The sequence below is a fragment of the Virgisporangium aurantiacum genome (assembly GCF_016863635.1).
Lineage (GTDB): Bacteria > Actinomycetota > Actinomycetes > Mycobacteriales > Micromonosporaceae > Virgisporangium > Virgisporangium aurantiacum.
Genome location: NZ_BOPG01000012.1, coordinates 654,223 through 674,654, shown reverse-complemented (window position 1 = coordinate 674,654; position 20,432 = coordinate 654,223). Strand labels below are relative to the sequence as shown.

Here is a 20,432-nt window from a genome sequence, read left to right as displayed (position 1 = left end):
TCGCGATGCGGCTTGACCGGATTCCCGCGATGTCGTGCGGCGAACTGAACACCCACGTCGCCACCGTCGGCGTGCGCGACGAGGCCGGCAGGAACTATCCGACGTTCTGGGGCGCGACCACGTACAACGTGCTGGTCAACGGCCAGTTCATCGACGAGTTCAGCGCCGAGGGGGTCGACTACGACCTGCGCCCGTTGCCGGGCAGCCGGACCTGCTGGGCCGCGTCCCGGATCGGAATCAAGTTCGACTCCGAGACCGAGATGACGCGGCTGGAATGGCCGCCGACGCTGGGCTGCGAGGAGGTGTGGCGGGAGCGCGTCGAGGTGATCGAGCGCCACGAGCCGAAGCACGTCGCGATCGTCGAGAAGGCGGTCGACGCGGCGAACAGCCGGTGGCGGCGCCGCGTCTTCCAGGCGTGCAGCGGCAGGCCCGCCGAGGTCCAGCGCCTGCTCGGTGTGAAGATCGCCAAGGCCCTGGTGAGCGAGCACGCCCTGGTGGTGAAGGAGATCGAGACGGGCTTCGCGGAACTCGACCGCCGGGAGTGGGTGAAGCCGCTCGACTGTCGCCGGTGCGCGGTGGCGCTGCGGTACGCGGGCCTGTTCCGTAACGACATCGCGGGCTCCGGCGCCAACTTCCCGAAGGGCTGGGCGGACTGGACGAACCACTTCGTGATCCGGTTGACCGGCGAGGTGCCGCTCACGCCGAGCGGGCAGCCCGGCGTGTTCACCGGTGAGGGACCGATCAAGTGGGGTCCCAACAGCGAGATCACCGTGCACGAGACCGGTTGGTTCTACGAGATTCCCACCGACACGCAGTGCGACTACACGCGGGACATCGTGGCGGTCGGCTTCCGCCCGGGCAGCGCGCGGGTCCGGCTGACCGTCGGCCCGCGCGATCCGGCGAACCCGGCCGGCCTGCCGCCGCTGGACCTCGAGTTCACCCTCGACGCCGTGGCCGAGGACCTCGAGGACACCTGGGTCGTCACCGCCGGGCCGTGCCCGAGCACCAGGCAGACGCGGACCGGTCGCAACGCGATCATCGCGTTCCGGGCGGCACACGGTTCACCGGACCCGACCGCCCGGATCGACACGTGGGAACCGGGCGACGGCGACGTCATCGCCAGCCACCAGTTCAACGCCGGAGTCATCGGCCAGGACCTGGGATCGTGCAGCGAACGCTGGGAGATCGTCCACGTGGAGAAGCAGCCCTGACTCTCTAGACCGGCTGGCCGGGGATGGCGGCCAGCAGCTCCCGGGTGTACGGGTGGGCCGGCTCGGTGAAGAGTGTGCCGGTCGGGCCGGTCTCGACGATCCGGCCGTACCGCATGACGGCCACCCGGTGGGCGACCTGGCGCACGACGCCCAGGTCGTGCGAGATGAACAGGTACGCCACGCCGGTGTCGGCCTGCAGGTCGGTGAGGAGTTCGAGCACCTGGGCCTGCACCGAGACGTCCAGCGCCGACACGGGTTCGTCGCAGACGACGAGTTCGGGGGACAGGGCCAGGGCGCGCGCCACGGCGACGCGTTGCCGTTGGCCGCCGGACAGTTCGGCCGGGCGTCTGCCGAGCGTCGACGCGGGGAGGCGGACCCGGTCGAGCAGGTCGCGGGCGCGGGCGAGCCGGGTGGCCCGGTCGCCGACGCCGAAGGCGCGCAACGGTTCGACGATCACCTCGGCGATGGTGAAGCGGGGATCGAGGGACGCGTACGGGTTCTGGTAGATCAGTTGCGCGCGCCGGCGTAGCGCCCGCAGCGCCCGTCCCCGGGCCCGGGTGACGTCGTCGCCGTCGAACGTGATCGTACCGGCGTCGGGATCGAGCTGGCGCAGGACGAGCCGGGCGGTCGTCGTCTTGCCGGAGCCGGACTCACCGACGAGGGCGAGGGTCTCGTGGCGGTTGATGGTGAAGCTGACGTCGTCGACCGCCCGGACGCTCCGGAAGTCCTTGCGCAGCCCGTCGACGACCACCAGGGGATCCGGGCGGACCGTGCGGACCGGCGGCGGCGTGCGGGCGGGCACGCTGTCGAGGAGGTGACGCGTGTAGGCGTGGGCCGGCGCGGCGAGGATCGCCGCCGTCGGGCCGGTCTCGACGATGCGGCCCCGCGACATGACCGCGATGCGCTGGGCGCGGTCGGCGGCGACGCCGAGGTCGTGGGTCACCAGGAGCATCGCCGTGCCGAGGTCCGCGGTGAGCTGCTGGAGGTAGTCCAGGATCAGCCGCTGCACGGTGACGTCGAGGGCGCTGGTGGGTTCGTCGGCGATGACGAGCGCGGGCTTCGCGGCGATCGCCACCGCGATGAGCGCCCGTTGCCGCATGCCGCCCGACAGCTCGTGCGGGTACTGCCGCGCGCGGACGGCCGGGTCGGGCAGGCCGGCGCGGTCGAGCAGTTCGACGGCGTCGATCGCGGCCGAGCGCCGGTCGGCCAGGCCGTGCAGGCGCAACACCTCGGCGACCTGGTCGCCGATGCGCGTCACCGGGTTGAGGGAGACCGTCGGGTCCTGCGGGATGAGGCCGATGCGGGCGCCGCGGACGGCGCGCAGGTCCCGTTCGGAGAGCGTGGCGAGGTCGCGGCCCTCGAACTCCACGCTGCCCCGCTCGATGCGACCGGTGCGGCTCAACAGCCCGATGACGGCGTGCGCCGTCGTGCTCTTGCCCGAGCCCGACTCCCCGACGAGCGCGACGGTCTCGCCCGGTTCGATGCTCAGGTCGACCCCGTCGACGGCGCGCACCGCGCCGGACCGGGTCCGGTACGACACGGCCAATCCCTGAATGTTCAGAAGACTCATCGTTCGTCCAGGGCTCGGGCGATGCGGTTGACGGCGAGCACGGTCGCCGCGACGGTCAGGCCGGGCAGGGTGGTCAGCCACCACGCGTTGGCCATGTAGTTGCGGCCGCTCGCGATGAGCGTCCCCCATTCCGGTGCGGGCGGCGCCGCGCCGTAGCCGAGGAAACTCAGCGACGACACCGCGAGGATCGAGGTCCCGAAGTCGAGCGTGACGAGCACGAGGATCGGCCCGATCGCGTTGGGCAGCACGTGCCGGAACAGGATGGCGTACCAGCGGGTGCCGAGCGAGTGGGCGGCCTCGACGTACGTGGCCTGGCGCACCCGCAGCACCTCCGCGCGCATCACCCGGGCGAAGCTCGCGACGCTGGCCACTCCCACCGCGACCGCCACCTTCACCGTGCCGTACCCGAGCGCGGTCACCAGCGCCAGCGACAGGAACAGCGCGGGAATCGACAACAGGACGTCGACGACGCGCATCAGCACGTCCTCGACCCAGCCACCGACGAACCCGGCGACCAGGCCGACGCCGCCGCCCACGACGAACGCCACCGCGACCGCGATGAGCGTCGCCTTGAGCGACAGCGCCGCGCCGTGGACCACGCGGGTGTAGACGTCGCGCCCGAGCTCGTCGGTGCCGAACCAGTGGGCCGCGCCGGGCGCCTGGAACCGTTCGGACGGCACGCCGGTCAGCGGGTCACGCGAGCTGAACAGCTCCGGCCAGAACGCGGCCAGCACCACGAGGACGACGACCACAATGGACAGTACGAGGCCGGGACGCCTGATGAGCGAGCGGAACCGGCGACGCGGCTCCTGCGGCTCCACTGTGGACGGAGCGACCTTCTCCAGCACCAGGCTCATGTGCGTACCCTGACGATGCGCGGGTCGAGCAGCGGGTAGATCAGGTCGACGGCGAGGTTGACCACCACGAAGACCAGCGCGCCGAACACGACCACCCCCTGCACGACCGGGATGTCCTGCACGGTCACCGCGCTCACCGTCACCCGGCCGAGACCGTTGCGGGCGAACACCGACTCGACGACCACCGACCCGGCCACCAGGTTGCCGACGAGCAGCCCCGCGACGGTCAGTGCCGGCAGCGCGGCGTTGCGCAGCGCGTGCCGGAAGTGGATCCGGGCGGGCCCGGCACCCTTCGCGCGGGCGGTGTCGACGTACGGTTCGTCCAATGTGGACAGCAGGCTCTTCGCCAGCACCTGCGCCAGCAGCGCGCTGGTCGGTATCGCGAGGGTGACCGCCGGCAGCACCAGCCCGGCGACACCGTCGTTGCCGAACGCCGGGAACAGGCGCAGCCGGAACGAGAAGACCTGCACGAGCATCAGCCCGATCCAGAACGTCGGCAGCGACACCCCCAGCGGCGGCAGCGAGAACAGCAGGTGCCGCAGGAACCGTCGACGGGTGTACGTGGCGAGGATCGCGATCCCCGCGCCCAGCGTCACCGCGAGCAGCAACGCCGCCGCGGTGAGGGCGAGCGTCTGCGGCAGGGCGTCGGCGAGCATCGTGGTGACCGGCCGGCCGGTGGCCACGGAGTTGCCGAAGTCACCGGTCGCCGCCCGGCCGAGGTACTCCAGGTACTGCACGAGCACGGGCTGGTCGAACCCGTACTCGTGCCGCATCGCGTCGAGTTGGGCCTGGTCGATCGCGCCCTGGTCGAGCCCGCCGGCGGCCATCGCCGACACCGGGTCGCCGGGCAGGAGGTCGAGCACCAGGAACGACACCGTGTACGTGGCCACCAGGACCGCCGCCGCCTGGCCGAGCCGGCGCAGCACGTAGCGGAGCACGGCCGGCTACTCCTTCCAGGTGTCGTGCAACTGGATCCGGCTCGACGCCTCGAACGCGAGGTCGTGCACCGTCTTCGCGACACCGAGCTCGGTGGTGAGCTCGACCACCGGCACCACCCAGGCGTTGTCGACGATGAGCCGCTGGGCCTGCGCTACGAGCGCCTGCCGCTGGGCGGTGTCGGCCGTCGCGGCCTGGTCGGTGAGCGCGGCGTCGAGCTCGGTCGGCGGGATCCGGTAGTAGTTGGACAGTTTGGTGGAGTAGTTGCTGCGCAGGATGTCCGGGTCGGCGCGGGTGATGTTGCCCCACAGGATGTCGAAGGCACCCGACGTCGTGATCTGCTGCAGTTGCGGGATCTGCAGCTGCTGCAGCTTGATCTCGACGCCGATCGCCTTCAGCTGCTGCTGGATCAGTTCCAGCGTCGGCTGGTTGGTGGCGGCGTTGGCGAACCAGGTGACGGTGAGGCTCAGGCGGGTGCCGTTCTTCGCCCGCACGCCGTCGGCGCCCGGTGCCCAGCCGTCGCCGTCGAGCAACGACTTGGCCCGGCCCGCGTCGAACGCGAGCTTCGCGCCGAGGTTCTCGTAGAACGGGGTCGTGTGCGCGAGGACGCTCGTGGCCGGCTTGGTGCCGGTCGGCCAGATCGTGTCGACGATCTGCTGGCGGTCGATCCCGGCGACGATCGCCTGCCGCACGGCCGCGTTCTGCGCGAACGGGCGGGAGTTGTTGAAGCTCAGGCTGAACACCACACCGGGGTTCGCGCGGGCCTGCAGGGTGACGCCGCCGGCCTTGAGCGCGCTCTCGTCGGCGAGCCCGACGCTGCCGATCGCGTCGACCTGACCCGACTGCAGGCTGCCGGTGCGCACGCCGGCCTCCGGCACCACCTTGAAGACGACCTTGTCGAGGTACGCCTCGCCGGGCTTCTTCCACAGCGACGAGCCCCAGTTGTAGCCCGCGCGCTTCGACAGCGTGATCGACTGGTTCGCCACGTATTTGTCGAGCGCGAACGGGCCGGACCCGACCACGCCCTCGGTGCAGCGCTGGTCGGGCGTCTTCCGTGTACTCGCCGACGACACCAGCCCGAGCGAGAACGTCGACGTCGCCTGCAGGAACTGCGCGTTGGGTTGGGTGAACGCGACCTCGACGGTGTGCTCGTCGACGACCGTGGAGCCGGCGTACCCGCTGAGGTAGCCGATGGCGAGCGTCGCCTTGACGCCCAGCTTCGGCGCGGTGTCGAAGTTGTCCTTGACCGCCTGCGCGTCGACCGGGGTGCCGTCGCTGAACGTCGCGCCGGACCGGAGGTGGAACGTGAACTTCCGCGCGTCCGGGCTGACCTCCCAGCGCTCGGCCAGCCACGGCACGATCTTCCCGGTCGACGGGTCCTGGTCGGTCAGCGAGTCGACGATCTGCCGCAGCGAGTAGATGGTGTCGTTGCTGCCGACCTGTTGCGGGTCGACACAGCCGGCGTCGGAGCCGACGGCGAAGGTGAGCGTGCCGCCCTCCTTCGGCGCGCCGCTTCCGGGCGCGTCGCCGTTCGGTCCGCCGCAGGCGGCGAGCACCAGCGCGGCGGCGGTGACGAGGGAGACGGTTCGGATCACGTGCTTCTCCTGCCGACGGGCGTGCGGGATCGCGGCCAGGGCAACGGGTCAGCGGTGACGCCGGTGCACCGATGCGGTGCACCGGTTCAATTCATAGTAACCAGATCGGGTAAGCAGTCAATGTGACCGGGCCCGCTCTCAATGGGCGTACCCGCGCACGGTCACGGTCGCCGGGTCGAAGTCGGTGGGCAGGTTCGCCAGCACGATCGTGGCCCGGTCGCCGGGTCGCAGGTCGACGTAGTTGTCGCTGTAGCGCACGCCGGGCACGCCGGTGGTGACGCGGGCCTGGTAGGTGAGGGCCGTCGCGCGGATGGTGACCGTCGCGGTGGCGGGGCCGGTGCGCTCGACCGTCCACTGTGGAGCCTCGGCGCCGAGGCTGAGGTCGCGGACCTCGCCGGCGAAGAAGCGGTTGATGGGGAACGCGCCGTCGGCGCTGTGCACCCAGGCCCATTCGCCGGTCCGCGGGCGCTCGGAGCGGGCCCAGACACACCGCGATTCGTCGGCGGCGAGGGACACGGCGACCTCGAACGTCGAACCGGGAACGCCGTGGACGTCGGTGAGCGTCACGGTCGCCGCGGTGGTCACCGGGCGCGGGGTGCTGTTGCTGACCCACAGTTCGAACCCGCCGGCGGTCTCGGCGAACGACGCGAGCACCGGGGCGAACGCCCGCCGCAGCGCGTAGTAGCCGGCCTTCGGCACCGCGTCGTGGTCGACGACCGACCAGCTGAAGCCCGGCCACACGTCGTTGAACTGCCACACGAGCGTGCCGCCGCAGTGCGGCTGCCGCCGCCGGTAGTGCTCGACGCCGAACTTCAGGCCCTCCGCCTGCGCGGCCATCGTGAAGTCGACGTACTGCTCCATCGTCGTGGGCAGGCCGGTGACGATGGCGAGCACCGCGTCGCCCTTGTTCTTCGGGTTGTCCTTGTTGTGCGCGTCGAACGATTCGCTGTGGATCGTCAACGACGACGCCGGGATCCAACGCTCCAGAGTGGACAGTTCGGGCGATGCGTGGATGCCGAACTCGCTGATGAACCGGCCCCGGTCGTTGGCGTAGCGGCGGTGGTGGCGGGCCTGCCCGGGGTCGTCGTACGGGCCGCCGCCGGCGCCGAAGTCGAACCCGTGCCAGACCTCCCAGGCGTGCCGGTCGCCGTCGCGCACGCCGTTGCAGGCCATCCACCCCTCCTCGGGGTCCTCGCCCCACGGGCTGCCGGGCCAGTACGGCACGGACCCGTCGTGGCGGGCGACAGCCGCGGGCAGGATCCGGTGGAAGAAGTCCCAGCCCCAGTCGCCCGGTTCGTAGTTCTGGTAGGCGAAGCCGTGCACCAGCTGCACCTCGTTGTTGCCGCACCACAGCGCCATGCTGGCCCGGTTGCGCAGCCGCCGCACCTGGTACTCCGCCTCGAGCGTCACCTCGCGTTGCAGCACCGGATCCGCACTCGGGTAGTCGATGCACGCGAACATGAAGTCGTGCCACACGAGAATGCCGAGCTCGTCGGTGACGGCGTAGAAGGCGTCGTGCTCGTACACGCCGCCGCCCCAGATCCGCAGCATCGTCATGTCGGCGTCGCGGGCGAGCCCGATCAGGGCGCGGTACCGCGCCTCGTCCACCGACCCGACGAGCATGTCGGCCGGTATCCAGTTGGCGCCGCGCGCGAACAGCGGCACACCGTTGAGCCGGAACCGGAACTGGCGCCCGCCCTCGGGATCCGGCGACCGGTCGAGCTCGATCGTCCGGAGGCCCACCCGGTCGGTGCGGCGGTCGAGCGTGCGGCCGTCGTCGGCGAGAAGCTCGATGTGGACGTCGTACAGCGCCGGCGTACCGAGGTCGTGCGTCCACCACAACTCGGCGTTGTCGATGTGGATCGGCGCGCTGCTCTCCGTCCCCTCGATCTTGAGCGTGACCGAGTGCGCGCCGCCCGCCGGCGCGACGAGGGTGACCCGCGCGGACAGACCCGTTGGATTTCCGGCGAAAGCGTCGACCTCGACGGTCACGGTGAGGTCGGCGGTGGTCGCGGTGATCGCGTCGGTGCGGAGGTGGTGACCGGTGATCGCGGCCTGGTTCCCGCGCACGAGCTCGACCGGGCGCCAGATGCCGATCGACGGGACGCGCGGGCCGAAGTCCCAGCCCCACGAGAACGTGGCCTTGCGGCGGAGCGTGGCGAGGGGGAGCGCCTCGGGGAGGCCGACCTCACTGTCCTCTGTGGACGTACTGAAGGCCGTGGCGATCCGTTCGGCCATCGTGACCGCCGCCGCGGGTGGCGTGAGGCCGGCCAGCGGCGGCCGGAACCGGACGAGGATATCGTTGTGTCCGGTCAGGGCGTGGGTGACGTCGAACTCGGCCGGCCGGAACATGTTCTCGTGGTGGCCGAGGTGCCGGCCGTTGAGCCACACGTCGGCGACGGTGTCGAGGCCGTGGAAGACCAGTCGCGTCCGCTCGTCGCCGGTCCCGCTCTCGAACTGGGCGCGGTACCACCAGTCCCGCTCCTCGATCCAGCGGATCGACTCCTCGTTGCGGTCGTGGTACGGATGTTCGATGCGCCCGGCGGCCAGCAGCGACTCGTGCACGCCCCCGGGCACGACGGCCGGGATCCAGTCGGCGTCGCGGAGATCGGCCGGCCCGCTGCCGGTGGGCGCCTCGGCGAGCGAGAAGGTGTCCAGGTTCATGGGTCCATGATCCGTCACCGTCCGGCGGCGCGAGCAGCGGCGCGGGCGTCGGCGCGGGCGTCGGCGGCGGCCAGGCCGGCGCGCATCGCCGCGCGCTCGGCCTCGTCCCACGGACCGGAGGCGGACAGCGGGATCTCGGTCATGAAGCGGCGTTCCGACGGCGGGATCCGCGCCACGACCAGGTCGGGGTCGGTGGCGGCGGTCCGGTAGAGGTCCGGGCCGTCGGCGTAGAACAGGTCGACGACGACGAGGCGGCCGTCGGCGGCGCGCATGACGTTGGACGGGTTGTCGTCGAGCGGCCCGCACCAGGGCAGTTCCCGCCGGGCCCGCTCGTGGACGCGGCGCACGACGTCGACCAGACCGACGACCTCCGGAGCGCGACCGGCGATCGCCCGGTGGAACGCGGCCGCCTCCGCCGCGGGGACGGGCCGCAGCCATTCCATCACCTGGAGGTCGCCGCCGCCGGCCAGCCGGCGGTGCGCGAACAGCGCCGGCACCTGCCGGGTGTGTGCGGCCTCCCGGTACAGCGCCGCGGTGTAGGGGCCGGTCGGGTCGAACGGGCTGATCCGGGCGGCGGTGGCGCCGTCGGGGGAGCGGAGCGCGATCGCCCAGTCGCCGGCGCCGCACGGCGTCCACCCGGCCGCCCGGAGCGCGCGTTCGGTGTCGCGGTGGTCGGCGTGTTCGGCGAGCGCGTCCACGGTCACGACGTCGAGCGTAGGCCCACCTGCTGACGCGGCTGCGAGGTTCAGACCTTGGTCGGTGGTTCGGCCGGTGGTCGGTCCCTAGCGTTCCGGGGCATGAGAAACAGGATTCTCGCTGTCGCCGCCGCCGTCGGGGCGGCCGTCGTGTTGTGGGTGCTGGCCCGGCTCCTCGACGTCGACCTGGTGGTCGACCAGGGCCGCGGACCGGACCGGATCGGGCTGCCGCTCGCCGCCGGGGTGGCGTTCGCCGTGTCGATGGCCGGGTGGGGTGTTCGCGCCGGGCTCGACCGGGTGGCCCGGCGTTCGGCCGCGATCTGGGCCGGGTCGGCCGGGCTGGTGCTCGTCGTGTCGTTGCTGCCCGTGCTCACCGTCGGGGCGTCGGGTGGGACGCGGGCCGTGCTCGCGGCGATGCACCTGGCCGTCGCCGCGGCGCTCATTCCGGTGTTCGGGCGGTCGGTTAATGGTACGGAGCTACGAAGTACTGTCGTCGGCTAGTTTGTCGATCAGCGTGGCCGCGAGCAGGAGGAGGTCGCGTTCCGTGGGGGTCAGGGTGCGGGACATCGCCGCGGCCAGCCATTCGTCGCGGGCGCGCATGTCCGCCTCCGCGGCCCGGCGGCCGGCACCGGTGAGGCGGAACCGGCGCTGCCGGCGGTCGTCGACGTCCGGCGTCCGGGCGATCAGGCCGGCCTCCTCCAACTCGGCCAGCACGCGGGTGAGCGACTGTGGTTTCAGTCGGTCGGCGGCGGCCAGGGCGCCGGCCGTCAGCGGGCCGCGCCGGGTGAGGTGGCCCAGCACGCTGATCTTCGTGAGGCTCAGGGCGTGCTCGTCGCGCTCGGCGTGCAGGCGGCGGGACAGCCGGAGGGTGGCGCGGCGCACCGCACGGGCGGCCGCGAGTTCGTCGGGTTCGGGCACCTGCAGATTGTGCCTTGCGAACGCCGGATCGGCGGGCAGACACTACGTAGGTGCGAAGTATTTCTTTGGTCGTGGACGCGCTGTTCGTGGTCGCGGTGTTCGTCGGCACGGCCGCGCGCGCCGGTGCGGGTCGGCGGACCGCGTCGACGGCGCGGACGGTGATGTTCGCGTTCCTGGCGCTGGTCGTCGTGCCGGTGCCGGTCGGCCGGCCCGGTGCCGCCGTCGGCTGGGCGGTGGTCGTCGTGGTGGGGGCGTACGGCTTGGCGTCCATGACCGGACGGCGGCGTGAAGTTGATGAAGCGGCGGCGCCGAACACGAGGGTGCACGTCTGGCGGGGGGTTCGGGCGGCGTTGTCGGTGGGGATCGCGCTCGTTCTCGGCCGGGCGCTGTTTCCCGACCACCGGTCCTGGGCGGTCGTCGCGGCGTTCGTCGTCGGCGCCGGCACCGTTTCGCGCGGCGAGGCCGTCTTCCGGGGGGTTCAGCGGACGCTCGGGGGAGTGCTCGGCACGCTCGTCGGCACCCCGTTGGCCGCGGTGGTGGCCGGACGTGGCGCGCCGACGGTGGGGCTGATCCTGGTGCTGCTGGCCGCGGGCCTGTACCTGAGGAAGGCGACGTACACGGGGTGGGCTGTGTGCGTCACCTCGATTCTTGCCCTGCTGTATGGCCTGGACGGACGCGCGGACGCCGCGGTGCTCGGCGGCCGGATTCTGGCCGGGCTGCTCGGTGGCGCCGCCGCGATTCTGCCCGCGGTGTTCCTCGCTCCGATCCGCACCGGGGCGCTCGTGCGCAAGCGCGCCGCGACCGCGCTGCGCAGCATCGGCGCCGCGCTGCGCGAGGAGAGCGGCGATGGGAGCGGCCGGGCGGAGCGTGACATCGTCGCCCTGCGCGAGGCGGCGCGTCCGCTGCTCGCGATCCGGTGGCTGCACCTCCGGCCGGAGGTCGCGTGGGTCGACGGGCTCACCGCGGCGGTGCCGGATCTGCGCGCGCTGCCGGGCCTCGCGGCGCGGCGGCGGCTCGCCCGCACGGTCACGGAGATAGCGGACGCGGTGCGCCGGTGAGATAAACAGCCGACAGCCGCCCTCCGGCGCGGCGGCTAGGGTGGGTGACCGTGATCCGCGCGGGTGATGGCCTGTACGTCGACCTGCTCGGTCCGGTCGGGGTCCGGGCGGGCGACGTGTCGCGGCCGGTGTCGGGGCTGCGCCGCAAGGCGGTGCTGGCCGTGCTGGCGCTGCATCCGGGCGAGGTCGTCAGCACCGACCGGCTCATCGACGTCGTGTGGAACGGTGACCCGCCGGCGAGCGCGGCCAACGCGCTGCAGCACCATGTGTCGTATCTGCGACGCGCGGTCGGGAGCCCCGACGCGATCGCCTCCCGCCCGTCGGGGTACGTGCTCGACCTGCCGGCCGACCGGGTCGACGTCGTGCGGGCCGAGCGGCACGTGCGCACCGCGCGGGCGGCGACGGAACCGGCGGAGGCGGCCCGGCACGCGGCGGCGGCGCTGGACCTGTGGCGCGGCGACCCGCTGCTCGACGTCGCCGCCGACGGGTGGCTGGCGGCGCAGGCCGGCCGGCTGGCGGAGCTGCGGCTCGACGCGAACGAGGCCCTCGCCGAGGCGCGGCTGGCCCTCGGCGAGCCGGCCACGGTCATCGCCGACCTGGAGCGGCTCGCCGCCCGGTACCCGTTGCGGGAGCGGCTGCACGGTCAGCTGATGCTGGCCCTGTACCGGGGCGGGCGGCAGGCCGAGGCGCTGGAGGTGTTCCAGCGGCTGCGCCGGGCGATGGTCGGCGAGCTGGGGCTCGATCCCGGTCCGGAGGTGCGGGACCGCGCGGCGGCGATCCTGCGCCGCGACCCGGCCCTCGACGCGTCGGCGGCGCCGCGGAACGGCGGCGGGCCGTGGATTCCACCCGCCCAGCTGCCGTTCGCCGTCGGGTCGTTCACCGGGCGGGCGGCGGAGCTGGCGCAGCTCGACGGGGTCATGGGTGAGGCGGCCGGGCTCGCCGCCGTCGTCGGTACCGCCGGCGTCGGCAAGACGACGCTCGCCGTGCACTGGGCGCACCGGGTCGCCGGCCGCTTCCCCGACGGTCAGATCTTCGTCGACCTGCGCGGGTTCGACCCGGACGGCCCGGCGCGCGACCCGGCCGAGGTGACCCGGGAACTGCTGGAGACGCTCGGGGTGCCGACCACCCGCATCCCGGCCGGCGCCGCCGCGCAGACCGCCCTGTACCGCAGCCTGCTGGCCGGGCGCCGGGTGCTCGTGGTGCTCGACAACGCCGGCGACTCCGCGCAGGTCCGTCCGCTGCTGCCCGGGTCGCGGTCGGCGTTCGTGCTGGTGACCAGCCGCGTCGAGCTGACCGCGCTGGTGGCCGGCGCCGGCGCGCGTCCGGTCCGCCTCGACGTGCTGAACCGGTCGGACGCCCAGCGGCTGCTCGCCGACCGTCTCGGCGCCGCGCGGCTGGCCGCCGAACCGGACGCCGTCGACGAGATGGTGCGCCGGTGCGCGGGGCTGCCGCTGGCGCTGGTGGTCGCGGCGGCCCGGGCCGCGGTGCGGCCGGGCTTCCCGCTCGCGGCGTTCGCGGCCGAGCTCCGGGAGGAGACCCGGGCACTGGACGCGCTGAGCGGCGGCGACGACGGCACCGACGTCCGCGCGGTCCTGTGCTGGTCGGTCCGCGCCCTCGGCGGGGAGGCCGCGCGGCTGCTGCGGTGGATCGCGCTGCACCCGGAGACGGACTTCGGGGTGACCGTGGCCGCGAGCCTCGCCGGCCGGCCGGTGGACGGGGTCGCCGGGCCGCTCGCGGAGCTGACCGGCGCGAACCTCGTCGACGAGCGGGCCGTGGGCCGGTACAGCGTCCACGCCCTGCTGCGGGCGTACGCGGCCGAGCTGTCGCTGCGCCTCGACCCGGCCGCCGACCGGGCCGCGGCCGAGCGGCGCCTGTTCGACCACTACCTGGCCACCGCGTGCGCGGCCGCGCGGCGGTTGGAGCCGTTCGTGCCGGCGATCGACGTGCCGGTGCCGGCCGACGGCGTCACCGTGTGCCGGTTCGAGACCGCCGAGGCCGCGCTGGCGTGGTTCGCGGCCGAGCGGATCGCCGTGCTCGGCGTGCTGCGCCGGGCCCACGAGCGGGGCTTCGACGGGCACGCGTGGCGACTGGCGCGGGCGGTCAGCGGGTACCTGGTGCGGTCCGGGTACTGGGCCGACCAGGAGTGGACGCACGAGACCGCGCTGCGGGCCGCCCGCCGGACCGGTGACCGGGTGGGTGCGGCGCACGCGCACAGCGGGCTCGGGTTCGGGCTCGTGCTGTCCGGCCGGTTCCCCGCCGCCGGGCCGCACCTCGACCGGGCCGCCGCGCTGTTCGAGGAGCTCGGCGACGTCGACAACCTGATCGACGTCCGGGTCCGGCAGACGCTGCTGTACGACCGGCAGGACCGGCTCGACGACGCGTTGCGGGCGGCCGGGTCCGCGTACGACCTGGCCGCATCGGTGTACGACCTCGTGCCGCCGACGGGCCCGGCGGGGTCCGGTTCCGCGGCCGGGGTGCGCTCGCGGCTGCTCAACGTCCTCGGCTGGTGCCACGTGCGGCTGGGCGACCACCGGACCGCGATCCGGTACACCGAGGAGGCGGTCGCCATCGCCGGCGAGGACGCGAACTGGCTCGCCGGCGCGCTCGACACGCTCGGCGCCGCGCACGCCGGCCTGGGGGACTGGACCCCGGCGATCGCGTACTTCGAGCGGGCGATCGCGCTCAACCGGGTGGCCGGTGACCGCACGTGCGAGGCGGAGTCGCTGCTGCGGCTCGGCGACGCGTACTCCGCCACGGGCGGGCACGACGCGGCCGTCGAGGCGTGGCGGGCCGCCGCGTCGCTGTTCGAAACGCTGAAGCACCCGGGCGCCGAGCGGGCCCGCGCCCTGCTCGGTGCCTACTCCGGCCGGTAACTGCAGCGCAGTCCGGTGTGGACGGTGTTGCGCAGGTGCTGCGCGATCGGGTGGTCGACCTCGGCCACGCGGTCGATCGCCCGCCGGATCGCCTTGCCCACGGCGACCCGGGCCCGCTCGGCGTTGTCGGTGAACCGGCGACTGCGCCCGTCGACGCCCAGCGCACCGGTGAGCGCCGTCGCGAGCCGGTCGTGCTCGTCCCGGGCCCGGTCGGCCCGGCGGTGCTCGCCGCGGGCCGTCGACGCGTCGATGTCGGCGCGGAGGTGGGCGATGCGGCGCTGGTACTGCCGCCGGGCCGCGTCGTCGAGCACCGGTTGGTCGGACATGCCCGCACCGGCGGCGGACGCCAGCCCGGAGACGCCGGCGGCCAGGTCGACGGCCGCGACGTCGGTGTTCGGGTTGGCGAGCAGCACCGCCAGGTGGAGCATGCCGACGCGGGCGTCGACGACGACGCTCCGCCGTCCCCAGTCGATCCGCCACCGCTTCTCCTGGCGGCTGAGCCGCAGCGGTTCGACGGCCGCCGTCTCGGCGTCCCCGGTCGTCGGCGCCATGCCGAGCGCGGCGGCCGCGGCGGCCGCCGTCTCCCGTTCCCGCCGGGCGAGGGCGTAGTCGTCCGGGCCGCCGCGCAGGGTGAGCGCCGTGGCGTGGCGCCAGCGGGAGTGGACCGTGGCGGGGCGGTGGCCCAGCGCGCGGTTCGCGGCGACCGCGGCGGCGAAGTGGGTCACCGCGCGGTCGGCGGCACCCGTGGTGAGCCCTGCCGTGGTGAGTGCCGCGGTTCCCAGCGCGTGGTGCACCGATCCGTAGCAGGCGACGCCGAGGCCGGTCACCGCGGGCCGGTCGGCGAACGGCGCCAGCAGGTCGTACACCGTCGCGGCGGTGTCGGCGTCACCGAGCAGGTAGGCGGCCTCCGCCGCGCCGACCATCGTGCCCAGCCAGCTGCTCGACCGCGGCAGGTCGGCCAGGTCGCGGCCGCGGAGGCGGGCCAGCGCGTCGGACCCGGCGGCCGGGTCGCCGGTCAGCGCGGCGGCGACCGCCTGCGCCGCGAAGCAGGCGTTGTCGACCGCGCTCAGCGTCGACGAGTGGACCAGGTCGTCGAGCATCGGCCGCAGGTCACCGAGCCGGCCCTGGTACCACCGGATCGCGACGAGCTGCGCGCCGAACCAGCCGGTCGCGTCGACGTCGCCGGCCTCGTGGCCGCGCCGGGCGCACGCGGTGGCGGCGGCCTCGGCGTCGTCGAACCGGCCGGCGCGGAGCAGCAGCATCACGTCCATCGCCGCGACCACGAACCCGATGGCCAGGTGATCGTCATTGGCCAGCAGCGCGCGGAGTTCGGCCAGCCGCCGCTCGGCGTGCCGGTCGCCGTCGAGGAACCGGTTCACCGTCTGCCAGAGGAGCCCCATCAGGAGGTCGCGGCGGCGGCCGGTCCGGGCGCTCGTGCCGATCAGGTCGACGGCCAGCGCGTGCCGGGCGGCGGCGTGCTCCGGCCCGAGCAGGCAGTGGTGGGCGAGGTTCAGCGCGTCGGCGGTCGCGACCGGGTCGTCGCCGGACCGGGCCGCGGCGAGGGCGGCCAGGATGCCGGCGCTGGTGCCGGCCCGGTAGTCCGCCTCGCCGGCGAGCCGGACGCGGATCCGGCCGGCGAGCGGCGAGTCGAACCCGACCCGGGCGAGCGCCCACCGCAGGCGGCTCTCCACCAGCGCCGACGCCACCCCGGTGCGCTGCTCGTGCACCCACAGGCCGGCGAGGCCGAGCGCCGCCTCCGCCATCGCGTCGGGCCGGTCGTCGCGTTCGGCGGTGGTGTAGGCCGCGTCGAAGAACCGGCGTGCGGCCGTCAGGTCGCCGTCCTCGTCGAGCGCCCGCGCGCCCGCCGCGAGCATCGCGGCCGGGTCGTGGACCGGCACCGCCGTCAGAGCCTGAAGCATCGGTCCTCCGCATCGTCCGTCGACGGCCAGCGTGCCGACGGACACGGAAATCCCGCTGAAACGCCGGTGAACCCGGCGCGGACCGGCGGGTCGGACATCCGTCACCGTCGGGACGGGTCGTGCCGGTCGGATACTCTCGCCGCATAGCCGAAGGTGGATGGGGAGCGTCGGATCATCGGCCGGTACGGATCACGGTCCTCGGCCGTGTTCGGGCTACCGTCGAGGGAACCCCGCTCCCGGTCGGGCCGCGCAAGCAGCGGCTGCTGCTGGCCGTGCTGGTCGGCCGGGGCGGCGAGACGGTGCCGGTCGGCGAGCTCACCGAGGCCCTGTGGGGCGGGTCGCCGCCGCCGTCCGCCGCGGAGAACCTCCGTTCGTACGTGCACGGCCTGCGCCGGGTGCTGGGCAGCGCGCTGCTCGGCGGCAACGGCCGCATCGGGTACCGGCTGACCACCGACGATCTCACCGTCGACGCGACGGAGTTCCTCGCCCTCGCGGCCGAGGGCGAGCGGGCGCTGGCCGCCGGAGATCCGGTGACCGCCGGCAGCCGGCTGCGCGAGGCGCTCGGCCTGTGGCAGGGCCCGCCGTTCGCCGATCTCGGCGACGTACCCGCGCTGGCGTTGGAGGCCGCCCGGCTGGAGGAGAGCCGGGTGCTCGCCGTCGAGCGTCGCATCGAGGCCGACCTGCGCGCCGGCGCCGCCGCCGACCTCGTCGGGGAGCTGACCACGCTGGTCGCGCAGTACCCGTACCGGGAACGGTTCGTCGAACAGCTCATGCTCGCGCTGTACCGGTCCGGCCGGCACGTCGACGCGCTGGACGTGTACCGGCGCACCCGGGCGGCGCTGCGCGGCGACCTCGGCGTCGAACCCGGCTCCGGCCTCGCCGACCTGCAGCAGGCGGTGCTGCGGCGCGACCCCCGGCTCGACCGGCCCGATCCGGTGCCCGCCGGGCTTGCCGGGTCGCTGCCCGCGCGCGTCGGGCCGGCCGCCCTGCCCCGTGACGTACCCGGCTTCGCCGGCCGCACCGCCGAACTGGCCTGGCTGGACGCGACGCTCACGCCCGACGCCGACCCGGAGCCGACCGGGGTCGCGGTCCTGTCCGGCACGGCCGGGGTGGGCAAGACGACGCTCGCCGTGCACTGGGCGCACCGGGTCCGGGAGCGGTTCCCGAGCGGTCAGCTGTACGTGAACCTGCGCGGGTTCGACCCGACCGGGCCGGCCGTGCCACCGGCCGAGGCGGTCCACGTCCTGCTGGAGGCGCTCGACGTGCCACCGGCCGAGGTGCCGCAGGACCTCCAGGCGCGCACCGCGCTGTACCGGACGCTGCTCGCCGACCGGCGGATGCTCATCGTGCTCGACAACGCCGGCAACGCCGAGCAGGTCCGTGCGCTGCTGCCGGGCACGCGGAGCTGCGCGGTGATCGTCACCAGCCGGCACCGGCTCACCGGCCTGGTGGCCATCGACGACGCCCGGCCGCTGGTGCTCGACCTGCTCACCGACGCCGAGGCGATGGACCTGCTGCGGCGCCGGCTGGGCGGCGACCGGGTGGCGCGGGAGCAGGCGGCGCTGCGCGAGCTCGTCACCCGGTGTGCGCGGCTGCCGCTGGCGCTGGTGATCGTCGCCGCCCGGGCCGCCACCGAGCCGGACCGGCCGGTGGCCACCATCCTCGCGACGCTGCGGGTCGGCGGCGACCGGCTCGGCGCGTTCACCGTCGACGACGACGTGCGGTCGGACGTCCGCACCGTCTTCTCCTGGTCGTACCGCACCCTCAGCGACGGGGCCGCCCGCCTGTTCCGCCTGGTGAGCCTCGCGTTCGGGGCGGAGTTCGCCGGGCCGGCGGCGGCCAGCCTCGCCGGGGTCGACGAGGCGGAGACCCGGCTGCTGCTGACCGAGTTGACCCGGGCGCACCTGCTGACGGAGAAGGCCCCCGGCCGGTACACCGTCCACGACCTGCTCCGGGCCTACGCCGCCGAACTGGCCGCCGACGTCGACGCCGCCGCCGACCGCGCCGCGGCCGTGGAGCGCCTGCTCGACCACTACCTGCACACCGCGTTCGCCGCCGCGATGCGGCTCCATCCGAACCGCGACCCGATCCCGCTGGACCCGCCGCGCGCCGGCGTCACCGTCCCACCGGTGCCGACCGCCGAGGACGCCATGGTCTGGTTCGAGGCGGAGTACCGGGTCCTGCTCGCGATCCCGGGCCGGCCCGAGGTGGCGCGCACCGCCGTGTGGCGGCTGGCCTGGACGACGTGGGACTTCTTCAACCGGCGCGGTTACTGGACCGACTGGGCGGCGCTGCAACAGGCCGCCATCGCCGCGGCCGAGGCGACCGGTGACCTCGCGGGCCGGGCGGCGTCGCACCGCGGGCTGGCCCTCGCCTACGGCCCGCTCCGCCGCTACCCCGAGCTGGCGGAGCACCTGGGCCGCTCGCTCGAGCTGTTCCGGGTGCTCGGCGACGAGGTCGGCGAGGCGCACGTCCACTTCACGTACTCGTGGCTGTACGAGCAGCTCGGCGAGGACGAGGACGCCGTCGTCGAGGCCGAGCACGCGCTGCGCCTGTTCGAGTCGGCCGGACACCGGTTCGGGCAGGCGCAGGCGCTCAACGCCGTCGGCTGGCGGTACGCCCAGCTCGGCGCGTACGAGCGGGCGCTGTCGTACTGCGAGCGCGCGCTCGACCTGCTGGAGAAGCTCGGTGACCGGTACGGCCAGGCCGCCACGTCGGACAGCCTCGGCTTCGCCAACCACCGGCTGGGCCGGTACGCCACCGCCATCGCCTGCTACGGGCGGGCCCTGGCGTTGTTCCGCGACATCGACGACCGCCTGAACGAGGCCGAGGCGCTGCGTCACCTCGGCGAGTGCCACCACGCGGCGGGCGACGACGCCGCGGCCGGCGACGCGTGGCGGGCCTCCCTGCGGCTGCTGGAGGAGCTGAAGCACGACGGCGCCGAGGAGGTCCGCCGGCGGATCGCGGCGCTGCCGCCACACTCGTAACGTGACGACTCAGCAGAAGGCGCTCCTGGTGGGCGCGGGTCCGATGGGACGGGAGTGGCTGCGCGCCCTCGCCGAGCGCGACGACGTCGAGGTGGTGGGCCTGGTCGACCTCGACGAGGCGGCGGCCCGCGCCGCGCTCGACGCCCGCGGGCTCACGGCGGCCGCGTCGGGTCCGGCGATCGAGTCCATTGTGGACGGTGCCGGGCCCGACTTCGTCGTCGACGTGACCGCGCCGGCGGCGCACCACCCGGTGACGATGACCGCCCTGCGCCTGGGCCTTCCGGTGCTCGGCGAGAAGCCGCTCGCGGCGACGCTGGCCGAGGCGCTGGAACTGGTCGCGGCGGCGGAGGTGCACGGGCGGCTGTTCATGGTCGGCCAGAGCCGCCGGTACGAGCCGCACGCCGCCCGGTTCCGCGAGCTGGTCGCCGGCGCCGGACCGGTCGGCATCCTCACCGCGGCGATGTACCGCGCGCCCCGCTTCGGCGGCTTCCGTGACGTCATGGACCATCCGCTCCTGCTGGACATGGCGGTGCACGCGTTCGACGCCGCCCGGTGGTTCCTCGACGCCGACCCGGTCGGGGTGTACTGCGAGGAGTTCAACCCGACCTGGAGCTGGTACCGGGGCGCGGCCGCGGCGTCGGCGACGTTCGAGATGACGACCGGCGCGCGCTTCGTCTACACCGGAAGCTGGTGCAGCCCCGGGCACGAGACCTCGTGGAACGGCGAGTGGCGGGCCAGCGGTGCCACCGGTTCCGTGCTGTGGGACGGCGACGGGCCGCCGCTCGGCGTCACCCCGTCCGACGCGGACGGCGGGCCCTACGGCATCCGCGGCGTCCTCGACGAGTTCCTGGCCGCGCTGCGCACCGGGTCGACGCCGACGGGGGAGTGCCACGACAACCTGTCGACGCTGGCGATGGTGCACGCGGCCGTCGGGTCGGCCCGCGAGCGGCGGCACGTGCGGGTGGCCGACGTGCTCGCCGCCGCCCACGAGGAGGCGTGCCGGCGGGCGGTCGGCCCGGTCCGCGACCGGCTGCGGTCCTGGTCGACGCTGCCGCCGACCGCCGCCGGCGCCCGGCAAGTCCACCCGGGGTAACCCCTCAGGCCGTGCGTCGTCCCGCCGATCGGCGTCCGGGACAGACAAACGGAACA

General features: G+C 74.2%; 14 protein-coding genes. 6 read left to right on the top strand and 8 right to left on the bottom strand.

Translation table 11 applies throughout. The features are described 5' to 3' along the window. The first annotated feature begins 5 nt into the window (after positions 1-5). Entirely contained in the window at positions 6-1,211 is a 1,206-nt protein-coding gene (locus Vau01_RS11785) for a hypothetical protein (RefSeq protein WP_203990649.1), read from the top strand. Between the two features lie 4 nt (positions 1,212-1,215). Here Vau01_RS11785 and Vau01_RS11780 read toward each other — a convergent pair whose 3' ends face one another. From Vau01_RS11780 to Vau01_RS11755, 6 genes are all read right to left on the bottom strand, one after another. Beyond that, entirely contained in the window at positions 1,216-2,751 is a 1,536-nt protein-coding gene (locus tag Vau01_RS11780; protein ID WP_308440451.1) for a dipeptide ABC transporter ATP-binding protein, read from the bottom strand. A gap of 26 nt (positions 2,752-2,777) precedes the next feature. After that, entirely contained in the window at positions 2,778-3,638 is an 861-nt protein-coding gene (locus Vau01_RS11775) for an ABC transporter permease (RefSeq protein ID WP_203990631.1), read from the bottom strand. After that, a complete protein-coding gene (locus Vau01_RS11770) occupies positions 3,635-4,576 on the bottom strand; it encodes an ABC transporter permease (protein WP_203990629.1) in 942 nt (313 codons plus the stop codon). Before Vau01_RS11770 ends, Vau01_RS11775 begins: the two co-directional genes overlap by 4 nt. Before the next feature lie 6 nt (positions 4,577-4,582). After that, positions 4,583-6,169, bottom strand: a complete 1,587-nt coding sequence (locus tag Vau01_RS11765; protein WP_239151502.1) for an ABC transporter substrate-binding protein — start codon at positions 6,167-6,169, stop codon at positions 4,583-4,585. Between the two features lie 138 nt (positions 6,170-6,307). Continuing rightward, a complete protein-coding gene (locus Vau01_RS11760; RefSeq protein ID WP_239151501.1) occupies positions 6,308-8,833 on the bottom strand; it encodes a glycoside hydrolase family 2 protein in 2,526 nt (841 codons plus the stop codon). 14 nt (positions 8,834-8,847) lie between these two features. Next, complete coding sequence (locus Vau01_RS11755) at positions 8,848-9,537, bottom strand: hypothetical protein (RefSeq protein ID WP_203990625.1); 690 nt, start codon at positions 9,535-9,537, stop codon at positions 8,848-8,850. A 93-nt stretch (positions 9,538-9,630) separates the two neighbouring features. Here Vau01_RS11755 and Vau01_RS11750 point away from each other — a divergent pair, with 93 nt between their 5' ends. Beyond that, the gene (locus Vau01_RS11750) at positions 9,631-10,029 is read left to right on the top strand and encodes a DUF6069 family protein (protein WP_203990623.1); all 399 of its coding nucleotides are present in this window, start codon (positions 9,631-9,633) and stop codon (positions 10,027-10,029) included. Here Vau01_RS11750 and Vau01_RS11745 read toward each other — a convergent pair. After that, positions 10,006-10,446, bottom strand: coding sequence for a MarR family winged helix-turn-helix transcriptional regulator (locus Vau01_RS11745; protein ID WP_239151500.1), 441 nt, complete (start codon positions 10,444-10,446; stop codon positions 10,006-10,008). The two genes, Vau01_RS11750 and Vau01_RS11745, sit on opposite strands and share 24 nt — an antisense overlap. 50 nt (positions 10,447-10,496) lie before the next feature. Here Vau01_RS11745 and Vau01_RS11740 point away from each other — a divergent pair, with 50 nt between their 5' ends. Then, positions 10,497-11,504 (top strand): FUSC family protein, encoded by a 1,008-nt coding sequence (locus tag Vau01_RS11740; protein WP_203990622.1) that lies wholly within the window; start codon positions 10,497-10,499, stop codon positions 11,502-11,504. Positions 11,505-11,554: 50 nt separating this feature from the next. Continuing rightward, positions 11,555-14,377, top strand: coding sequence for an AfsR/SARP family transcriptional regulator (locus tag Vau01_RS11735; protein ID WP_203990620.1), 2,823 nt, complete (start codon positions 11,555-11,557; stop codon positions 14,375-14,377). Here the strand turns inward: Vau01_RS11735 and Vau01_RS11730 are convergent. Next, a complete protein-coding gene (locus Vau01_RS11730; protein ID WP_203990618.1) occupies positions 14,362-16,296 on the bottom strand; it encodes a hypothetical protein in 1,935 nt (644 codons plus the stop codon). The two genes, Vau01_RS11735 and Vau01_RS11730, sit on opposite strands and share 16 nt — an antisense overlap. Positions 16,297-16,415: 119 nt before the next feature. On the opposite strand from Vau01_RS11730, the gene Vau01_RS11725 reads away from it, so the two are divergent. Both Vau01_RS11725 and Vau01_RS11720 read left to right on the top strand, forming a co-directional pair. Then, on the top strand, positions 16,416-19,283 hold the full coding sequence (locus tag Vau01_RS11725; RefSeq protein WP_203990615.1) for an AfsR/SARP family transcriptional regulator: 2,868 nt from the start codon (positions 16,416-16,418) through the stop codon (positions 19,281-19,283). 1 nt (position 19,284) lies between these two features. Next, positions 19,285-20,376: a Gfo/Idh/MocA family protein gene (locus Vau01_RS11720; RefSeq protein ID WP_203990612.1), complete on the top strand. Its 1,092-nt coding sequence runs from the start codon at positions 19,285-19,287 to the stop codon at positions 20,374-20,376. The last annotated feature ends 56 nt before the right edge of the window (positions 20,377-20,432 follow it).